General features: G+C 40.8%; 13 protein-coding genes and 1 tRNA gene. 11 read left to right on the forward strand and 3 right to left on the reverse strand.

Features of this window, described 5'->3' with window-relative positions; translation table 11 throughout:
* Positions 1 to 86: 86 nt before the first annotated feature.
* The gene (gene aroA, locus TY87_RS20255; RefSeq protein WP_100188447.1) at positions 87 to 1,364 is read right to left on the reverse strand and encodes a 3-phosphoshikimate 1-carboxyvinyltransferase; all 1,278 of its coding nucleotides are present in this window, start codon (positions 1,362 to 1,364) and stop codon (positions 87 to 89) included.
* Between the two features lie 291 nt (positions 1,365 to 1,655).
* Between aroA and TY87_RS20260 the strand changes: the two genes are divergently transcribed.
* From TY87_RS20260 to TY87_RS20275, 4 genes are all read left to right on the forward strand, one after another.
* Entirely contained in the window at positions 1,656 to 2,555 is a 900-nt protein-coding gene (locus TY87_RS20260) for an aldo/keto reductase (protein ID WP_100188448.1), read from the forward strand.
* A gap of 180 nt (positions 2,556 to 2,735) precedes the next feature.
* Entirely contained in the window at positions 2,736 to 3,245 is a 510-nt protein-coding gene (locus TY87_RS20265; RefSeq protein ID WP_100188449.1) for a putative pterin-binding protein, read from the forward strand.
* Positions 3,246 to 3,253: 8 nt separating this feature from the next.
* Positions 3,254 to 5,656: an ATP-binding protein gene (locus TY87_RS20270; RefSeq protein WP_100188450.1), complete on the forward strand. Its 2,403-nt coding sequence runs from the start codon at positions 3,254 to 3,256 to the stop codon at positions 5,654 to 5,656.
* Between the two features lie 20 nt (positions 5,657 to 5,676).
* Positions 5,677 to 6,732 carry an HD domain-containing phosphohydrolase gene (locus TY87_RS20275; protein ID WP_232617193.1) on the forward strand — a complete coding sequence of 352 codons (1,056 nt, stop codon included), beginning with the start codon at positions 5,677 to 5,679 and terminating at the stop codon, positions 6,730 to 6,732.
* Position 6,733: 1 nt separating this feature from the next.
* Here the strand turns inward: TY87_RS20275 and TY87_RS20280 are convergent, their stop codons facing one another.
* On the reverse strand, positions 6,734 to 7,243 hold the full coding sequence (locus TY87_RS20280; protein WP_100188451.1) for a YchJ family protein: 510 nt from the start codon (positions 7,241 to 7,243) through the stop codon (positions 6,734 to 6,736).
* An 80-nt stretch (positions 7,244 to 7,323) separates the two neighbouring features.
* On the opposite strand from TY87_RS20280, the gene sbcB reads away from it, so the two are divergent.
* The 5 genes from sbcB to pyrC all read left to right on the forward strand — a co-directional run bounded on the left by sbcB (position 7,324) and on the right by pyrC (position 14,999).
* Positions 7,324 to 8,778, forward strand: a complete 1,455-nt coding sequence (gene sbcB / locus TY87_RS20285; RefSeq protein WP_100188480.1) for an exodeoxyribonuclease I — start codon at positions 7,324 to 7,326, stop codon at positions 8,776 to 8,778.
* Between the two features lie 9 nt (positions 8,779 to 8,787).
* Positions 8,788 to 9,825, forward strand: coding sequence for an AI-2E family transporter (locus TY87_RS20290; RefSeq protein WP_100188452.1), 1,038 nt, complete (start codon positions 8,788 to 8,790; stop codon positions 9,823 to 9,825).
* Between the two features lie 174 nt (positions 9,826 to 9,999).
* Positions 10,000 to 11,937, forward strand: a complete 1,938-nt coding sequence (locus TY87_RS20295) for a DEAD/DEAH box helicase (protein WP_100188453.1) — start codon at positions 10,000 to 10,002, stop codon at positions 11,935 to 11,937.
* Between the two features lie 91 nt (positions 11,938 to 12,028).
* Positions 12,029 to 13,960 (forward strand): LTA synthase family protein, encoded by a 1,932-nt coding sequence (locus TY87_RS20300; RefSeq protein WP_100188454.1) that lies wholly within the window; start codon positions 12,029 to 12,031, stop codon positions 13,958 to 13,960.
* 7 nt (positions 13,961 to 13,967) lie between these two features.
* On the forward strand, positions 13,968 to 14,999 hold the full coding sequence (gene pyrC, locus TY87_RS20305; protein ID WP_100188455.1) for a dihydroorotase: 1,032 nt from the start codon (positions 13,968 to 13,970) through the stop codon (positions 14,997 to 14,999).
* Between the two features lie 170 nt (positions 15,000 to 15,169).
* On the opposite strand, the gene TY87_RS20310 is transcribed toward pyrC, so the two are convergent.
* A tRNA-Leu gene (locus tag TY87_RS20310) sits at positions 15,170 to 15,254 on the reverse strand.
* Positions 15,255 to 15,437: 183 nt separating this feature from the next.
* On the opposite strand from TY87_RS20310, the gene TY87_RS20315 reads away from it, so the two are divergent.
* Both TY87_RS20315 and TY87_RS20320 read left to right on the forward strand, forming a co-directional pair.
* Positions 15,438 to 16,169, forward strand: a complete 732-nt coding sequence (locus TY87_RS20315) for a DUF599 domain-containing protein (protein WP_084122625.1) — start codon at positions 15,438 to 15,440, stop codon at positions 16,167 to 16,169.
* Positions 16,159 to 16,863: an O-methyltransferase gene (locus TY87_RS20320; RefSeq protein WP_100188456.1), complete on the forward strand. Its 705-nt coding sequence runs from the start codon at positions 16,159 to 16,161 to the stop codon at positions 16,861 to 16,863. The genes TY87_RS20315 and TY87_RS20320 overlap by 11 nt, the downstream gene beginning before the upstream one ends.
* Positions 16,864 to 16,995: the final 132 nt, after the last annotated feature.

Consider the following 16,995-nt stretch of genomic DNA (forward strand, 5'->3'; position numbering starts at 1 on the left):
GAATAGAGTCCAACTTTATGGGGTCAGTTCAAAGCTGGGGCTTTTTTGTTTGTAATTGGCCTTTTTCGTGTTACCTAAAGTGACTGTTAGCTGGCTATGGTATTGAACAATTCAAAATAGGTTGGGAAGGTTTTTGATGTGCAACCCGGATCGTTGATGGTCACTGGCGTATCTGAGAAGGCAACGAGTGAGAAGCACATCGCAATGCGGTGATCGTTATAAGTATCGATGGCCGCATGTTGAAGTTTCTCAACGGGTGTGACGGTAATGAAGTCTTCGCCTTCAATGACGTCGGCACCGAGTTTTTTCAGTTCAGTGGCCATGGCATATAAACGGTCAGTTTCTTTCACGCGCCAGTTGTAGATGTTGCGAATCTTTGTTGGGCCTTTGGCAAATAGTGCAGTTGTTGCGATGGTCATGGCCGCATCAGGAATGTGGTTCATGTCCATATCAATACCGTTAAGTTCGTTACGCTCCGCCTCGATCCAAGTTGGACCGTAGGTGATTTTCGCCCCCATTTTAGCCAGTACATCGGCGAATTTTACGTCACCTTGTACGCTGTCTGTACCAACGCCGTGGACTTTAATTTTTCCACCTGCAATAGCAGCAGCTGCCAAGAAGTAAGACGCAGAAGAAGCATCACCTTCTACCATGATTTCACCAGGGCTTTGGTAAGTTTGCTGACCTTTCACAACAAATGCTTGGTAATTCTGGTTTTCCACTTCCACACCAAATTGCTTCATGGCATGTAGCGTGATGTCTATGTAAGGCTTAGAAACCAATTCACCATCAACTTTGATGATTAAATCATCTTTTGCCAATGGGGCGCTCATCAATATAGCGGTTAGAAATTGGCTTGAGATGTTGCCTTTAATAGACACTTCGCCGCCAGATAAACCATTTGCCTTAATGCGTAAAGGTGGGTAATTCTTTTCGCCTTCGTAAGAGATGTCGACACCCAGTGCTTGCAAAGCATCTACAAGGTCACCAATTGGGCGTTCGTGCATCCGTGGCTCACCATGTAGATGAAACTCACCTTTGCCTAGGCAAAGTGCTGCAGCCAAGGGACGCATTGCTGTACCCGCGTTGCCAAGGAATAAATCACCGAAATCTGCCTGGATTGGGCCGGCAAGTCCTTTTAGTACACAGGTTGTGCCGTTATCTTCTAGAGAATAGTTAACGCCTAATTTTGTTAGGCTTTCTAGCATGCGGCGAATATCGTCGCTGTCTAGTAGGTTGGTAATTTTTGTGGTGCCTTTTGCTAGCGTTGCTAACAATAAAATACGGTTTGAAAGGCTTTTGGAACCCGGAATTTGGATCTCTCCATTGGCTTTGGAAAGAGGGCCTAGCGTAATTGAATTCATTATTAAGTCCATCACAGTGGTGTTGTGTTTATTGTTTAGTTCTTGTGTTTAGTAGTGTATCGCTGCGTGTAAATTATAAGTGTTCGATATTGCCCGCAATTTAATCGTTATAGTCTGTCCGTTGTAGGTGGTCGCGTCGCTCTTTCGTTAGAGGTCAGTCTTGAATGAGGCATAGTATACCTTCGATGATGTTTCCTGTCAGTTATGCCGATTCACTCAGTTTGCTGTTTTTTATAACAAAGTCTCTTTAGAATGATTGGCAATAAAATAATGAAGTTGAGGAAAATATCCATGAGACACCAATATCATCCCCTTGGTTTTGAAGGGTCACGTATCGCTCAAGGTTTTTGGCGGCTAGAAGAATGGAATATGGCTTCTTCAGAAACACTAGGCTTTATTGAAGCATGTTTAGATCTTGGTGTGACGACGTTTGATCATGCGGATATTTATGGTGGTTATCAGTGTGAAGCTTTGTTTGGCGAGGCGTTAAAGCTTAAACCTGCTTTGCGAGATAAGATGGAAATCATCACTAAGTGTGGGATTTTGTTGCCGTCAGACAATCGCCCAGACATTCAGGTCCATCGTTATGATTATCGTGCTGAGCATATATTGGCGAGTGTTGATCGATCTTTGGTGAATTTGCAATGTGAGCATATCGATACCTTGTTATTGCATCGTCCAAGTCCTTTGATGGATGCGGATGAAGTCGCTCAGACGTTTGATTTGTTGTTTACGCTTGGCAAGGTTAAGCATTTTGGCGTATCCAACTTTACCACTCGTCAATTCGATTTGTTGCAGTCGCGCCTTGATGCGCCGTTGATTATTAATCAGGTGGAATTATCTCCACTGGCGTTGCAGCACTTTGAAGATGGTACATTGGATCATGTGCAGCAGCATGCTGTAACACCAATGGCTTGGTCACCTTTTGCTGGTGGTGAATTGTTTTCAGGAACAAGCGAAAAAGCAAAGCGAGTTCAAGCTGTGTTGAGTGAGTTGGCGCAGAAAAAAAATTGTACAGTTGATCAAATCGTTGTCGCGTGGTTATTGCGTCATTCAGCTGGTATTTGTCCTGTTATGGGATCTGGAAAAATTGCTCGTTTAGCTGCAGCAGTAGATGCTGTGTCTACTCCGCTTAGTGATGATGATTGGTTTCGTATTTGGGTCGCATCTCAAGGTCATCCAGTACCTTAAATATCTTTTAATTTTTAGATACTTAAAGAATATAAAAGCCGCTTCTGCGGTTTTTTTGTATCTATTGTTCGACCTTTGTTTTGCTTGGTGTAGAAAACGTGTCGTTTCGTAAGTTAGTAACGAAAGCCTGATGTTTATTCATTATACTGCCACAATATTAATCCATTTAAGGTGTTTGTAATGAAGCAATATGTTCTCGCAGGAATGATAGTGATTGGAGTATTCGCTGTTACTACTGTACAGGCGCAGGTTTTATCTAAACCAACAGGGCCTGTCATCCTAACTGTCACTGGAAATATCTCCAATACTAATACTGATCAAAATACAGCTGAATTTGACCGCGGTATGCTGATGAATCTAGAGGTTATAGAGCAAAAAACTGTAACGCCTTGGAGTGAGGGTGTTGATCTTTATCGTGGGCCTTTGTTGCGTTCCGTCATGTCGGCGGTGGGTGCTCAAACAGCTACCTTATCCATGACTGCATTAAATGACTATAGTGCGATAGTGCCGAAAAAAGATGGTGATGACTACAATGTGATTCTCGCGATGGACATGAACGGCAAAGTTATGAGTGTGAGAGATAAGGGGCCGATATTTTTACTTTATCCTTTTAGTGATAATCCAAACTTAAATAATGAAGTTATTCATAACCGCTCTGTTTGGCAAATAAAATCGATAAACGTTGAGTAAAAGTCATTATGTCTTTTCGTCTATCTCCCATTGTAAGAGTTCTTGGTAATAAGGGGTCGTCGCCTTTTGTTTTATTGGTGGTTACTGCTCTTATTTTCATGGGAGCAGCAATGCTGATCTTTACCGAATTGGTTGATCGTCAAAAGATAATGTTGTCTGCGGTCGAAGAAGATGCGTTATGGGCTGCTTATCAGCTAGATAGAGAAACCTTGAAGTTGAGAAATTCATTAAACTTACTGGAAGATGATTTTAGTGAATCAAGGCTCAATGATGCTCAGGTGCGATTTGATATTCTTTATAGTCGTGTGAATGTTTTAGCAAAAGGACAATTAAGAGTTCTATTTGATAGATTAGACAATGCTGAAGAGTTAATGACAACTTTGCAAAGTGAAGTAACTGAAATTGATCAGCTTTTATTTGTTGATAAGTCATTAATCGATGTTAAAAAACTTTTAGAAAAAAGCAACTTTCTGCTGAAAGAAACAGAGGGCGTGGTGTTAAGTACATTAGCATCTAGGTCTAAGAATAAAGTACAACAGAGAAAAGACAGTTTGGGGTTATTTCTCTATTTAGGCTCTTTGATTGCCTTATTAACAATCACTATGATGATCATAATTGTTATGCTGTTTAAGCAGCTTAAAGTAGCTAAAGAGTCCTTTGAAAGATCTCAGAAATTAGCTGGCGAGCTTGAAATTGCTGTTTTTTCTGCAGAGCAAGCTTTAAAAGTTAAATCAGAGTTTTTAGCAACAATGAGTCATGAAATTCGTACACCAATGAATGCTATTGTCGGCTTTAGTTATTTATTATTAGATGGGGATTTGGGTAGGGATCATCGCGAAAAAGTGCTTAAAATTCAGCAATCGGCCGATGCTCTTCTTTCGATCATTAATAGTGTTTTAGATTATTCAAAAATTGAATCAGGCAAAATAGATTTAGAAAATAGGTCGTTTAGCTTAGATGAAGTACTGGAGTATGTTTATCAGACGGGTGAAAACCCAGCTCGATCCAAAAAGTTAGATTTTATGATTGTTCGTGATTTTACCATTAGTGATAGTTTGATTGGTGATAAGACCAGACTTCAGCAAATTCTAGTAAATTTGGTTGGTAATGCAATTAAGTTTACTGATTCCGGTTCCGTCATGGTTAAAATTCATCAATCAAATACCGAAGGAATTTTGATTGATGTGCAGGACAGTGGTATTGGCATAGCTGACAATGTCGATGTGTTTGGTGTGTTTAAACAAGCCGATAGCAGTACTACAAGATTATATGGTGGTACTGGCTTGGGTTTGAGTATTACGCAAAAACTAGTGGGATTGCTTGGTGGTAATATTTCTTATAAAAGTGTATTGAACGAAGGTAGTGTTTTTACAATTAAACTTCCTTACCGTCCAGATTCGAAATCGACTTTACCACATTTAGAAAATGTGACTATATTTGAAGAAGACCTTGGCATAGCTTCTTTTTTTACAGAGCTAAATTTTGACCGTATCTCTAAGTTGAAACTATCGGATATGTCAGAAAATCACTTGACGATAATTGCAGGCCGTCATTGGTTGAATGATGAAGGTATGGTTTCTGAACAACTCAAAGGTCTTGAAAGGCATATACTATTTTTAAATGGTAGCGATTTAAATATGCCTGATTGTCAAGTGTCAGGACTTGTTACTCCTACCAATCTGCATAAAAAAATAGCTGCTTTTAGTTTAGGTGAAGACGATTCAAAGAATGAGAAATCCATTAAGGCTGCTTTAGATAATAAAGAGTTCTTTAAAAGCAAAACTATATTATTAGCTGAAGATAATAAAATAAATGCCAATATCGTTAAGGCTATAGTTGAAAAGCTAGGGGCATCCGTTGATTGGGTTGAAAACGGTAAAGATGCTTGGGAAAAGTCACTTCTTCTCGATTATGATTTGATTCTAATGGATATTAGGATGCCCATAATGGATGGTTATGAGGCCAGTGAAAAGATATTCAGCTCATTGCGTAACAAAAAACCCCCTATTCTTTTTTTGACGGCCGATGCTTTAAGTTTAAAGCAAGAGAACCTTGCAGATTTAGGTATTGATGATGTTTTGTATAAACCGTTAGATCCATATCTTTTGATTGAAAAGCTTGAGTTTTGGATAATGAAGTATGGATTTAACTCGTTGACTAAAAAAGAAAGCGGCTCTTTTTCGCGGGATAATAAAGGTTTAATTTCTTTATGGTCTGACATTGAAAAATTAGAATTTTTTTTAGAGAGTGGAGATTCTGATTCTGAAATGTTAGTCAAAAAAATAATCGAAAAATGTTCTGATTACGAAGGTATAGATATTTTAAAGTCTGCCCTAGAAGATATTTCTTCTTATGATTATCAAGATGCCATGGGTAAGATTCAGGCTTTTAAACGTGGCTTCGTGTCATGAGTGTAGTAAAGGAGAGCGAATTGGCTAGTACAAAGGAAATAGTAAGTCGGATGGCTTCAAAAAACAAAAGAGTACTTATTGTTGATGATGTGCCTAGAAATATTGATTTACTTAAAGATATTCTGTCGGAACAGTACCATGTTCAAGTGGCAAAAAGCGGACTGTTAGCTTTAAATATTATTGATCGATGCTTACCAGATATTATATTGCTGGATATTATGATGCCAGATATGAATGGTTTTGAAGTATGTGAGCGATTGAAATCCAACCCAAAAACACAAGACATTCCTGTTATTTTTTTAACTGCTGTTACTGATCCTCAGCACGAGCAAAAAGGTTTTGATGTTGGTTGTGTGGATTTTATTACTAAGCCAATAACGCCTCTAACAACTTTAGCTAGAGTGTCAACCCATTTAAAATTAGCTGAAGAAAATTTACGTAACAAACAAATTATTGATGATAGAACTCGAGAGCTTGATGAAGCATTGGAGTCCGCTATAGGTATGTTAGGTGCGGTAAGTCAGCTTAACGACACCGATACTGGTGTGCATATGTGGAGAATGGCGGATTATTGTGCAGCATTAGCTAGGACGATAGGGTGGGAAGAATCACAGGTCGAATTGTTAAAACTGGCTGCACCTATGCACGATACTGGTAAGGTGGGTATTCCTCATAGCATTTTAAAATCTCCTAATAAGCTAACAGATGATGAATGGGTGATAATGCGTCAGCATACCGTCATTGGGCATGAAATTTTAATAAGGGGAGAAGCGCCATTATTTAAATTGGCAGCAGAAGTTGCATTAGGTCATCATGAAAGATGGGATGGAACGGGTTATCCATCAGGATTAATAGGGGAGAATATCCCACAATCCGCTCGTATTGTTGCTTTAGCGGATGTATTTGATGCGCTTACTATGAAGCGTCCTTACAAGAAGAGTTGGACAATAGAAGAGTCGTTTGAGCATATTCAGCAAGCGGCAAGCACACACTTTGATCCAGAGTTGGTGCGCACTTTTTTATCCATTGAAGATGAGCTGAGAAGCATAAAAGAAAAATGGGACGCTGTTGACTAAGTTAAGCAACAGCACAGCATTTCTTGAATTTTTTACCAGATCCACATAGGCATGGGTCATTCCTGCCTATGTTCATAGCTTCAGAATTAATTAACGGCGTGTTCTTCTGAACATCGTGCTCGCCAGCAATATAGAACCATTGTCCTTTTATCTTTTTAAATATAGATCGTTCGTTTAGGCGACCTATATGTTTGCCTTCTTTGAAATGAGCAGAGAAGGTGACAACCCCTGTTTTGTCTTTTTCCAAGCCATCTTCTGTTGCGTTAATTTCTAGCTTTATCCATTTGGTATGTTCATTACTGTCTTGGATGTCTGCAGTGTCTTGATCTGGCTCATCTTCTAATTTTTGCGTGGCGGCTATGTATTGAAAATCACCAATAGCAAAAGCCGTGTAGCGCGAACGCATTAGTGTTTCTGCTGTCGGAGCGGTGCCTGGATTGTGGTGGTACATACCACAACACATCTCATAAGGACTTTCTGTTCCGCATGGGCAAATCATTGGGACTGGCATAGATCTACTCCTTTCATCGCCAAATGCACGCCAAGATGCGTATAATACCTTTTTTATTTAACGGCTTACAGGAATTATTTGTGACTTCATCGGGCCCCACTTCATTTTTTTGGTTTGATTTTGAGACAACCGGAACGGACCCTGCGCGAGATCGTCCTATGCAGTTTGCTGGGATTAGAACAGATCTTGATTTTAATCCCATCGGCGAGCCAATCATGTTTTATTGCCGCTTAGCGGAGGATGTTCTGCCTCAACCAGAGGCATGCTTGCTGACAGGTATTAGCCCACAAGATGCTAATCGTGAAGGCTTGTGCGAAGCAGAATTTATGCAGGCAGTAGAGGCAGAGCTTTCGCAGCCTGGTACTTGCGCTTTGGGTTACAACACGATTCGTTTTGATGACGAAGTCGTTCGTTATGGTTTTTATCGTAATTTTATTGATCCTTATGCCAGAGAATGGCAGAACAACTGCTCTCGCTGGGACATGATTGATTTAGTGCGTATGACTTACGCTATGCGTCCAGAGGGGGTTGTTTGGCCGAAGAATGAAGACGGCCAGGTTTCGATGAAGCTGGAAGCGCTCACGAAAGCAAATGGCATTGCTCATGAGCAAGCGCATGATGCCTTATCTGATGTTTATGGAACCATTGAGATTGCTAAGTTAATTCGTAGTAAGCAGCCAAAATTGTTTGCTTACTATTTCAAAATGCGCCAAAAACACGAATTGCAGCAATTTATTGATGTGGCGCGACTAAAACCCTTTTTGCATATTTCTGGGATGTTTGGGCAGGCAAAAAACTACGCGGCTTTTGTTGTACCTGTTGCGCCACACCCAACGAACAAAAATGGTGTGATTGTTTTTGATCTTATGGCAGATGCTCAGCCTTTAATTGATTTGAGTGTGGAAGAGATTCGTCATCGGGTTTTTACTCGTCAAGATGAGTTGGGGGATCTAGAAAGGTTGCCTTTAAAAGTGATTCACTACAATAAATCTCCGGCAGTTGCTCCAGCCACTTTTTTGAAAGATGCTGACGTCGTCAAACGTCTAGAATTGGATGGTTCAGTTTGTCGTCATAATCTTGCCATCATAAAAGGGCATGCTGGTTTAGCGGCTAAGCTCAGTGATGTCTTTATGCAAGAAGATCGACCAATACACAAAGATCCAGATGTCATGCTTTACTCTGGTGGTTTTTTCTCTCGTGAAGATCGGGTGAGGATGGAAAAGATTCGTTCGACACCGGCTAGCCATTTGTCAGAATTGGCTATGTCATTTGATGATCGTCGCCTGCCTGAAATGTTAATGCGTTATATTGGTCGAAATTACCCGGATCAATTGAGTGAACAGCAACAATTCGAGTGGGAAGAATATAGGCAGGTTCGTTTACTTGAAAAAGATGGCGGCGGCTCAATCAATATGGAACAGTATTTTGAACGTTTGAATCAAATTGCTCAAACACCGGATCTGCCTGCAGCGAAACAAATTATGTTACAGGACTTGGCTGATTACGCTCAAAGTATTTATCCGATACCTTTATAAGGAATTTATATGAATGAACAGCATAAAGGCATTCATTGGCTAGTTGGTTTTGCGGCCTTTGTGATCATAATTGCTGCGCTGAAGGAGGCCTCTCAAATAGTGGTGCCTTTCATGTTGTCAGTTTTTATCGCCATTATTTGCGCCCCAGCTATGTCCAGTTTACGTCGTCGGAATCTGCCAACTTGGCTTTCTATCCTGGTTGTTGTGTTAGTTATACTGGTTGGAATTAGTTCTATTGCTGTGCTTGTAGGTGCATCTTTAGATAATTTTTCCAATCAGCTGCCTAGTTACAAAACGCGCTTTGGCGAAGAAATGTCCAGCTTAATACAAATGATTAATCGACTAGGGTTGCATGTATCTTATGATCAAGTGAAGGGGTACATTGATCCTTCCGCTTTAATGCAGATGGTTGCGAATGCTTTAAGAGGGCTTGGGAGCGCGCTAACTAATCTTGTTTTGGTGGTGATGATTGTGATTTTCATTTTATTTGAAGCCGTTGAACTACCTAAAAAACTGTCTTTAGCGTTCAGTGACGCCTCTAAATCAATGGATAAATTTGATTCCTTCATCAAATCGGTTAATCGGTACTTAGTGATAAAAACCTTACTAAGTATGTTGACGGGTGTCCTAATTACTTTCTTCATGTGGGTATTAGGTGTTGATTTCCCTATTTTATGGGGTGTATGTGCATTTCTTTTAAATTTTGTACCAAATATTGGGTCTATTATTGCAGCGGTTCCTGCTGTTTTGCTTGCCTTTGTTCAGCTTGGTAGCTTATCGGCGGGTTTGGTTGCTGGCGTGTTTTTAATTGTGAATCTGATTGTTGGTAATGTGATTGAGCCTCGCTACATGGGGCGTGGGTTAGGGCTTTCCACTTTGGTGGTGTTTCTTTCTTTACTACTATGGGGTTGGGTATTTGGTCCAGTTGGCATGTTGCTTTCGATTCCACTAACCATCATCATGAAGCTAGCATTCGAGGCAAACCCTAAGATGCATTGGTTGGCAGTGATGATTGACTCTAAAGTGGATACTGATAATAAGCACTAACAAGTGATTGGCGCCGCAAGGGCGCCAATCTTATTTTCAATATGGCCTAGCTTATTTCTCTTTTATTGTATATACTTCGCCATCAGTTTTTCCTCAGAGAATTTCTAGAGAATTTCATTAAGGCATGTAAATGATTACAGGCCTTATCCTCACCAAAAAAAGGTACTAATTTACATGTCTGACGCTGATACTCAGCCTACATTTGATTCGTTGGGCCTAATCGCCCCTGTTCTTAAAGCGGTTGCTGACCTAGGTTACGAGCAACCATCTGCTATCCAAGCGCAAAGTATTCCATATCTATTAGAAGGTCGAGACCTTTTGGGGCAAGCGCAGACGGGTACTGGTAAGACAGCAGCGTTCGCGCTTCCGCTACTGTCTCGCATTGATGTTACAGATAAAACGACACAATTACTTGTACTGGCTCCAACCCGTGAACTTGCTATTCAGGTCGCTGAAGCATTTCAAAGTTACGCTCGTAACCTTCCTGATTTTCATGTTTTGCCAATTTACGGCGGCATGTCATACGACACTCAACTTCGCCAACTAAAACGTGGTGTTCAAGTTGTTGTTGGTACACCTGGTCGTGTTATGGATCATATTCGTCGTAAAACATTGAAACTAGACGGCCTTAAAGCCCTAGTTCTTGATGAAGCGGATGAAATGTTACGTATGGGATTCATCGACGATGTCGAATGGATTCTTGAGCAAACGCCACCAACTCGCCAAATAGCTTTGTTCTCTGCGACTATGCCTCCTGTGATTCGTCAGGTAGCTAACCGTCATTTGAATAATCCTAAAGAAGTGAAAATCGTTACAAAAACTTCTACTGCGATGACGATTACTCAAAAATATTGGCCAGTAAGCGGTCTACATAAGTTAGACGCTTTGACTCGTATTCTTGAAATGAACGAACATGATGGCATGATCATCTTTGTTCGTACAAAAGCGGCAACAGTAGAATTGGCTGAAAAGCTAACTGCTCGTGGCCACGCTTGTGAAGCCTTAAATGGTGACATTAGCCAGAATTTGCGTGAACGTACTGTTGATCGTATCAAGAAAGGTCAAATTGACATTCTTGTTGCAACTGACGTTGTAGCTCGTGGTTTGGATGTAGAACGCGTAAGTCACGTTGTTAACTACGATATTCCATATGATACTGAATCCTACGTTCACCGTATCGGTCGTACTGGTCGTGCTGGTCGTCTTGGTACAGCAATATTGTTTGTTGCTCATCGCGAGCGTCGTATGTTGCAAGCGATTGAGCGCGCAACTCGTCAGCCAATTGAGAGCATGACACTACCAACTGCTTCAGATATTAATGCGCATCGTGTTAATCGCTTCAAGCAGAGCATTACAGATGCGATGGATAACGAAAACCTTGATTTCTTCTTGGAACTTGTTCAAAGCTACCAGAAAGAAAACGAAGTTGATCCATTGAAAATGGCGGCTGCTTTGGCTCATATGGCTCAAGGTAAAACACCATTGTTGTTATCTGAAATGGAAGTTCGTCAAGAACGCAGAGAACGTCGTGATGATCGTGATGATCGTGATGGCGGTCGCGGAGACCGTGGTGATCGCGGAGACCGTGGCGATCGTGGCGATCGTGCACCACGCGAACGTAAAGTTCGTCCAGTTACGGCAGAAGCTATGCCATTAAAGGATGATCCTGATACGTCTATGACGCGTTATGTTGTTCAAGTTGGCTATAGTGATGGTGTTAAGCCTGGCAACATCGTTGGTGCGATTGCTAACGAAGCTGACATTGAAAGCCGTTACATTGGTCATATCGAAATCTATGAAGATTTTGCTACAGTCGATTTACCTTCTAACCTAAGCGCGGATGCATTAGGTAAGTTGGGTAAAACTCGTATTTGTGGTCAGCGTACTGACATTGCTAAGCTAGACAATGCCGATGAGTTGAATAAGCGTGCAGCAGCACCTTCTACTCGTAAGCGTCCAGCTGGTGGCGGTGATCGTCGCCCATCTGGTGGTGATCGTCGTCCATCTGGTGGTGAGCGTCGTCGTCCAAGTGCTGGTGCTGGTGGCGGTCGTGATCGCGATGCAAATCGCAGCGGCGAGCGTCGTCCAAGAGCACCACGTAAAAACGATTAATTAGAATGATGTAAATAAAAAAACCGCCTAATCGCGGTTTTTTTTTGTTATAAATGAACGTTAATATTTACTCTGATTGAAAAGGGTCAGCATGCATCAAGATAATAAAAACAAAAGAATAAATATAACACCTCTTGTCTTTTTAGGTGTTGGGCTAATTTTGATATTTATAGGGTTTATTTTAACCCGGTTGTACTTTTTTGGAGTCCACTCAGATTATTTTGTGGCTGAAACCTCTGATAATATATTGCTGGCTCTATTGCATGGTTTGCGATTTGATTTAGCGACTATTGCGCTATTAAATTCTTTACTCTTACTTTTCTTGTTTGTTTCAATTTGGTTTCGCGCTTTATTCAAAGCGAATATGGTAATGGTTTTTGTCTACTTGTTTTTTGTAAGTGTATCGGCAATTATCATTAACTTCATGGATACCGTTTATTTCCCATACACAGGCCGTCGTAGTGGTCTTGAAGTGCTCTCTATGGCCAATGATGTTGTATCCCAGTTGCCTGAGTTAATCCTTGTTTATTGGTGGTATGTTGTCGGTAGCATTTTGATTTATTTTCTTTATGCCGTGTTGTTTTTTAAGGTGAGCAAGCGACTTAAACCGATTTTTATGCCCAAATTCTGGGTTGTGTTACTTTGCCTTGTACTAACAGTGGTTTTTGTATTGGCTGGGCGGGGAGGATTTCAATCTAAGCCTATTAGAGCTCTGAATGCATATAGTTATCCTTCTAGCGGGTTAGGGGCTCTTGTTCTAAATACGCCATTTTCACTTTTAAAAGAGGATGCTGATCATTTAGAAAAGGTGGCTTATTTTGCCTCTGACAGTGATTTGTTGATGGCAATAGCTGATAAAAATAAATCGATCTCTAGTGATTCTGAAATTAAAAAGCATAATGTTGTTATTTTGATCTTGGAGAGCTTTGGCTTGGAGTATTTGGGTCCTCCTTATGGTTTGAAATCATACGCACCTTTTTTAGAAGAGCTGTCTGAGAAGGGGCGCTTTTTCCCAAATGGCATTGCGAACGGTCGTCGTTCTATTGAAGCTATTCCATCGGTTTTAGTGGGTGTCCCATCACTGATGTCTGAGGCTTTTATGCGATCGCCGTATCAGTCAAATGTAATGCATGGCTTGGGTGAAATCGTAAAGCCTTATGGATACAGTACTGCTTTTTTCCATGGTGCGAAGAATGGCAGCATGTACTTTGACGACACAACCTATCGATTTGGCTTTGATCGCTATTTTGGACTTAATGAATATCCTGATTCTTCCCAGTTTGATGGGCAGTGGGGGATTTTTGATGAACTATTTCTTAAGTTTACTGTAAATGAGATGGATAAAATGTCTAAGCCATTTATGGCGGGTATTTTTACTATCAGCTCTCACCCTCCGTATACTTTGCCTGATCAGTATGTAGATAAAATACAAGAAGGTGATATCCCAATGCATAGAGTTATTCAATACTCCGATATTGCATTGAGACGTTTTTTTGAGGAGGCGGCCACCAAAGATTGGTATAAAGATACTTTGTTTGTTCTTACTGCTGACCATACATCGGATAACTTCGATCCTCGTTTTGCCTCTTCTTTAGGTCGTCATCAGGTCCCCATTATTTTGTATCAGCCTAATCAAGAAATAGATAATGGTGTTATCACCGATATGGCTCAACAAATCGATATCCCTGCTACAATCGTTGATTATTTGAATCTGCCAGAGCAAGAGAAAATCTTGCCATTTGGGCGTTCATTGTTGGAACAGAATGCTCGTGCAGATGCAATCATCAAGGAAGACGATGCTTTTTGGTTATTATCACAAGGAAAATATGTGAAGTTACCTATGGCAGAGGGTGCATTAGTTGAAACTGGTGAGCTACCAAAAACATTTACTAAGCCTGCGGGTTTGGTGCAGCCAGTAAATCTAGAGAAATTAGAGCAGCGATTAAAAGCCTATATACAAATTTATACTAATGGGCTTATTGATAATTCGTTATACAACTTTTCGTCTGAAAAAAAACAGTAGGTAAATAATGAACGAAATTACTATTATCAAGCCAGATGATTGGCACTTACATTTTCGTGATCAAGATATGTTACTTGAGACGGTTCCAGCTACGGCTCGTTGTTTCGAGCGTGCTGTAGTGATGCCCAATTTGGTGCCGCCGGTTACGACTGCTGAGTTAGCATTAAGCTACAAAGAGCGTATTTTAGCGGCTCGTCCTGCTGGTAGTACTTTTATGCCTGTCATGACTATTTATCTAACAGACAAAACCAGTGTTCAAGATATTCAAGATGCGAAAAAAGCCGGAGTGTTGGCGGCCAAAATGTATCCAGCTGGCGCGACAACTAACTCTGATTCTGGTGTGAATTCCCTAGAGTCACTGTATCCAGTTTTTGAAGCCTTGGCAGACAATGACATGTTGTTGCTGATTCATGGGGAAGTGACGCAAAAACACATTGATATCTTTGATCGTGAAAAAGAATTTATCGATCAGCACATGGTGAATATTGTTGATCGAGTGCCGAATCTAAAAGTGGTGTTCGAACATATAACCACAAAAGAGGCTGTAGATTTTGTCTTGGCGGCTCGTGATGGTGTAGCCGCAACAATTACGCCTCAGCATTTATTGTTGAATCGTAATGACATGCTAGATGGTGGTGTTCGACCACATAATTATTGTTTGCCTGTGCTTAAACGCAGTACTCACCAGCAAGCTTTGCGTGAAGTGGTTAAATCTGGATCGCCTAAGTTTTTCTTGGGAACTGACTCTGCCCCACATGCTAAACACCGTAAAGAGTCAGATTGTGGTTGTGCGGGCTGTTACAGTGCTTGGTCTGCGTTTGAGCTATACACACAAGTATTTGATGAGCTAGGCGCCCTTGACAAGCTAGAGGGCTTTGCAAGCCTTTATGGTGCTGACTTCTATGGTTTGCCGCGTAACACAGAAAAAGTGACCTTGATTCGTGAGTCTTGGGAGGTGCCTAACAGTATTACTTTGCCGAACGGAGAGCCAATTGTGCCTTTCTTTGCTGGCAAACAAGTATCTTGGAAATTGAAATAAAGTAACTTGGTTTGAGGCTAGGTAACTATATAGAACCGAATTCAGTAAATGGGTTCGGTTTTTTTATGCCAAAAACGTGATGATAAAGATATGAGTGTTTTATAAATTAATAAAAAGGTTAGTAATTTCGTAATTTGACTTAAGAGGTGAGTGCTAAGAAACAAATAAGATGGTGCGGATGGAGAGACTCGAACTCTCACGCCGTGAAGCACTGGAACCTAAATCCAGCGTGTCTACCAATTCCACCACATCCGCATGTCGTGTTGACGGGCGAGATCTTACCGATATTTTCTATCGATGCAAGTGTTTTTTGATGAAGTATTTATATTTATTTTTTTAGAATGATTTGCTGAATTTTCTAAGCGGAAACTGGGACATGTAAAGTGAAAAGTGGTCTAATATTATCACCCTAAACTGTTCTTTCAGCAGAGTTAAAATATGGAAAAGCATTCTATTTCATTACTGTTAAACCCCCTTGATATAGCAACACTTTTTGTCTTTTTTGCGTGTTGGTGGGGGTATGCTTTTTATGCTCAATATAATTCTAAGCGTCGCTCTTGTTTGGTAAGCGTATTGCATCAGTTTCGATTAGCTTGGATGTCACGCTTACTTAGACGAGATAATCGCATTGCGGATGCCTCTGTAATGGCGAACTTAGAAAGAAGTAGTTTGTTTTTTGCTTCAAGCAGCTTGTTGATTATTGCGGGTCTTTTTACCGCTTTTAACTATTCAGAAAAAGCGCTTGGCATTTTATCGGATTTTTATCTTTTATCTCCGATGAGTCAGCAAGAGTGGGAATTGAAAATTATCGTTTTAGTAGTAATTTTTTCTTACGCATTTTTCACTTTTACTTGGTCCGTTAGACAATATAACTTTTGCTCCGTATTAGTTGGCAGTGCGCCATTAGCGACAGAGCGTGGTATCGAAGATAGCGAGCGTGAACTTTATGCCATGCATATGGCGCAAATTTGCAGTCTAGCCGCAAACCAATTTAACTACGGTTTACGTGCTTTCTATTTTGCGATGGCTTTTTGTGGTTGGTTCCTTGGTCCGTATTTCTGTATGGCTGCCAGCTTGATGGTTGTAGCGGTACTTTATCGCCGTGAATTCCGTTCTAAAACATTCAAAACCTTGAGCCGCGGACTCGTTATGAAATCTCATGCTTCCTAATTTTCCTAAACCTTTACCTGAAGATGATAAGCCTGTTAATCGTACCGTTAATGTTGATGACAGGCTTTACCAGTATTTGGTTGATGTCTCCGTTCGTGAGGACGGTTTATTAAGAGCCTTACGTCGTGAAACAGCTCAATATCATATGGCTCGTATGCAGCTGTCGCCGGAAGTGGGGCAGTTGTTAGCCTTGTTGGTTAAGCTACAAGCGCCAAAGAAACTTCTCGAAATTGGCGTTTTTACTGGCTACAGTACTTTGTCTATGGCGATGGCGATGCCAAAAGAAGCAAGATTAGTCGCTATCGAGAAAAAGCAAATGTGGCTGGATATTGCTACTCGCTATTTAGACCAAGCTGGCGTGATGGATCGTGTTACGACCTACTGTGATAAAGCCTTGCCTGTTATAGAATCTTTTCTAGATGCTGAGCGTGAAACCTTCGACTTCATCTTTATCGACGCAGATAAGCAAAACCTTTTGACCTACTATCAATTGGCGAAACAATTATTACGTCCGGGCGGTTGTTTGTTAATCGATAATACTCTGTGGTGGGGGAATGTCGCCGATGAGGCGTTTATCGATAAAGACACAAAGATTGTTCGCGAGTTAAATAAAACCATTCATGATGATATAGACGTTGAACTGTCCCTCATTCCGATTGGGGATGGCCTAACCTTGGTTCGGAAAAACACCTAAAGCCTGATCGCAAAGTGATCAGGTATCTTCTTTGTTCCTTCCCAAATGCCTCTAACGTGTTTATATCCATAAGTTTATTGTGACTTTTTACTTTTTTTAGTGAGGCAACCTCTTGAAATTGCTCCAAGAGGC

Origin of the sequence: Marinomonas sp. BSi20584 (genome assembly GCF_002792415.1) — a bacterium.
In the GTDB taxonomy this organism is placed as follows: Bacteria; Pseudomonadota; Gammaproteobacteria; order Pseudomonadales; family Marinomonadaceae; genus Marinomonas; species Marinomonas polaris.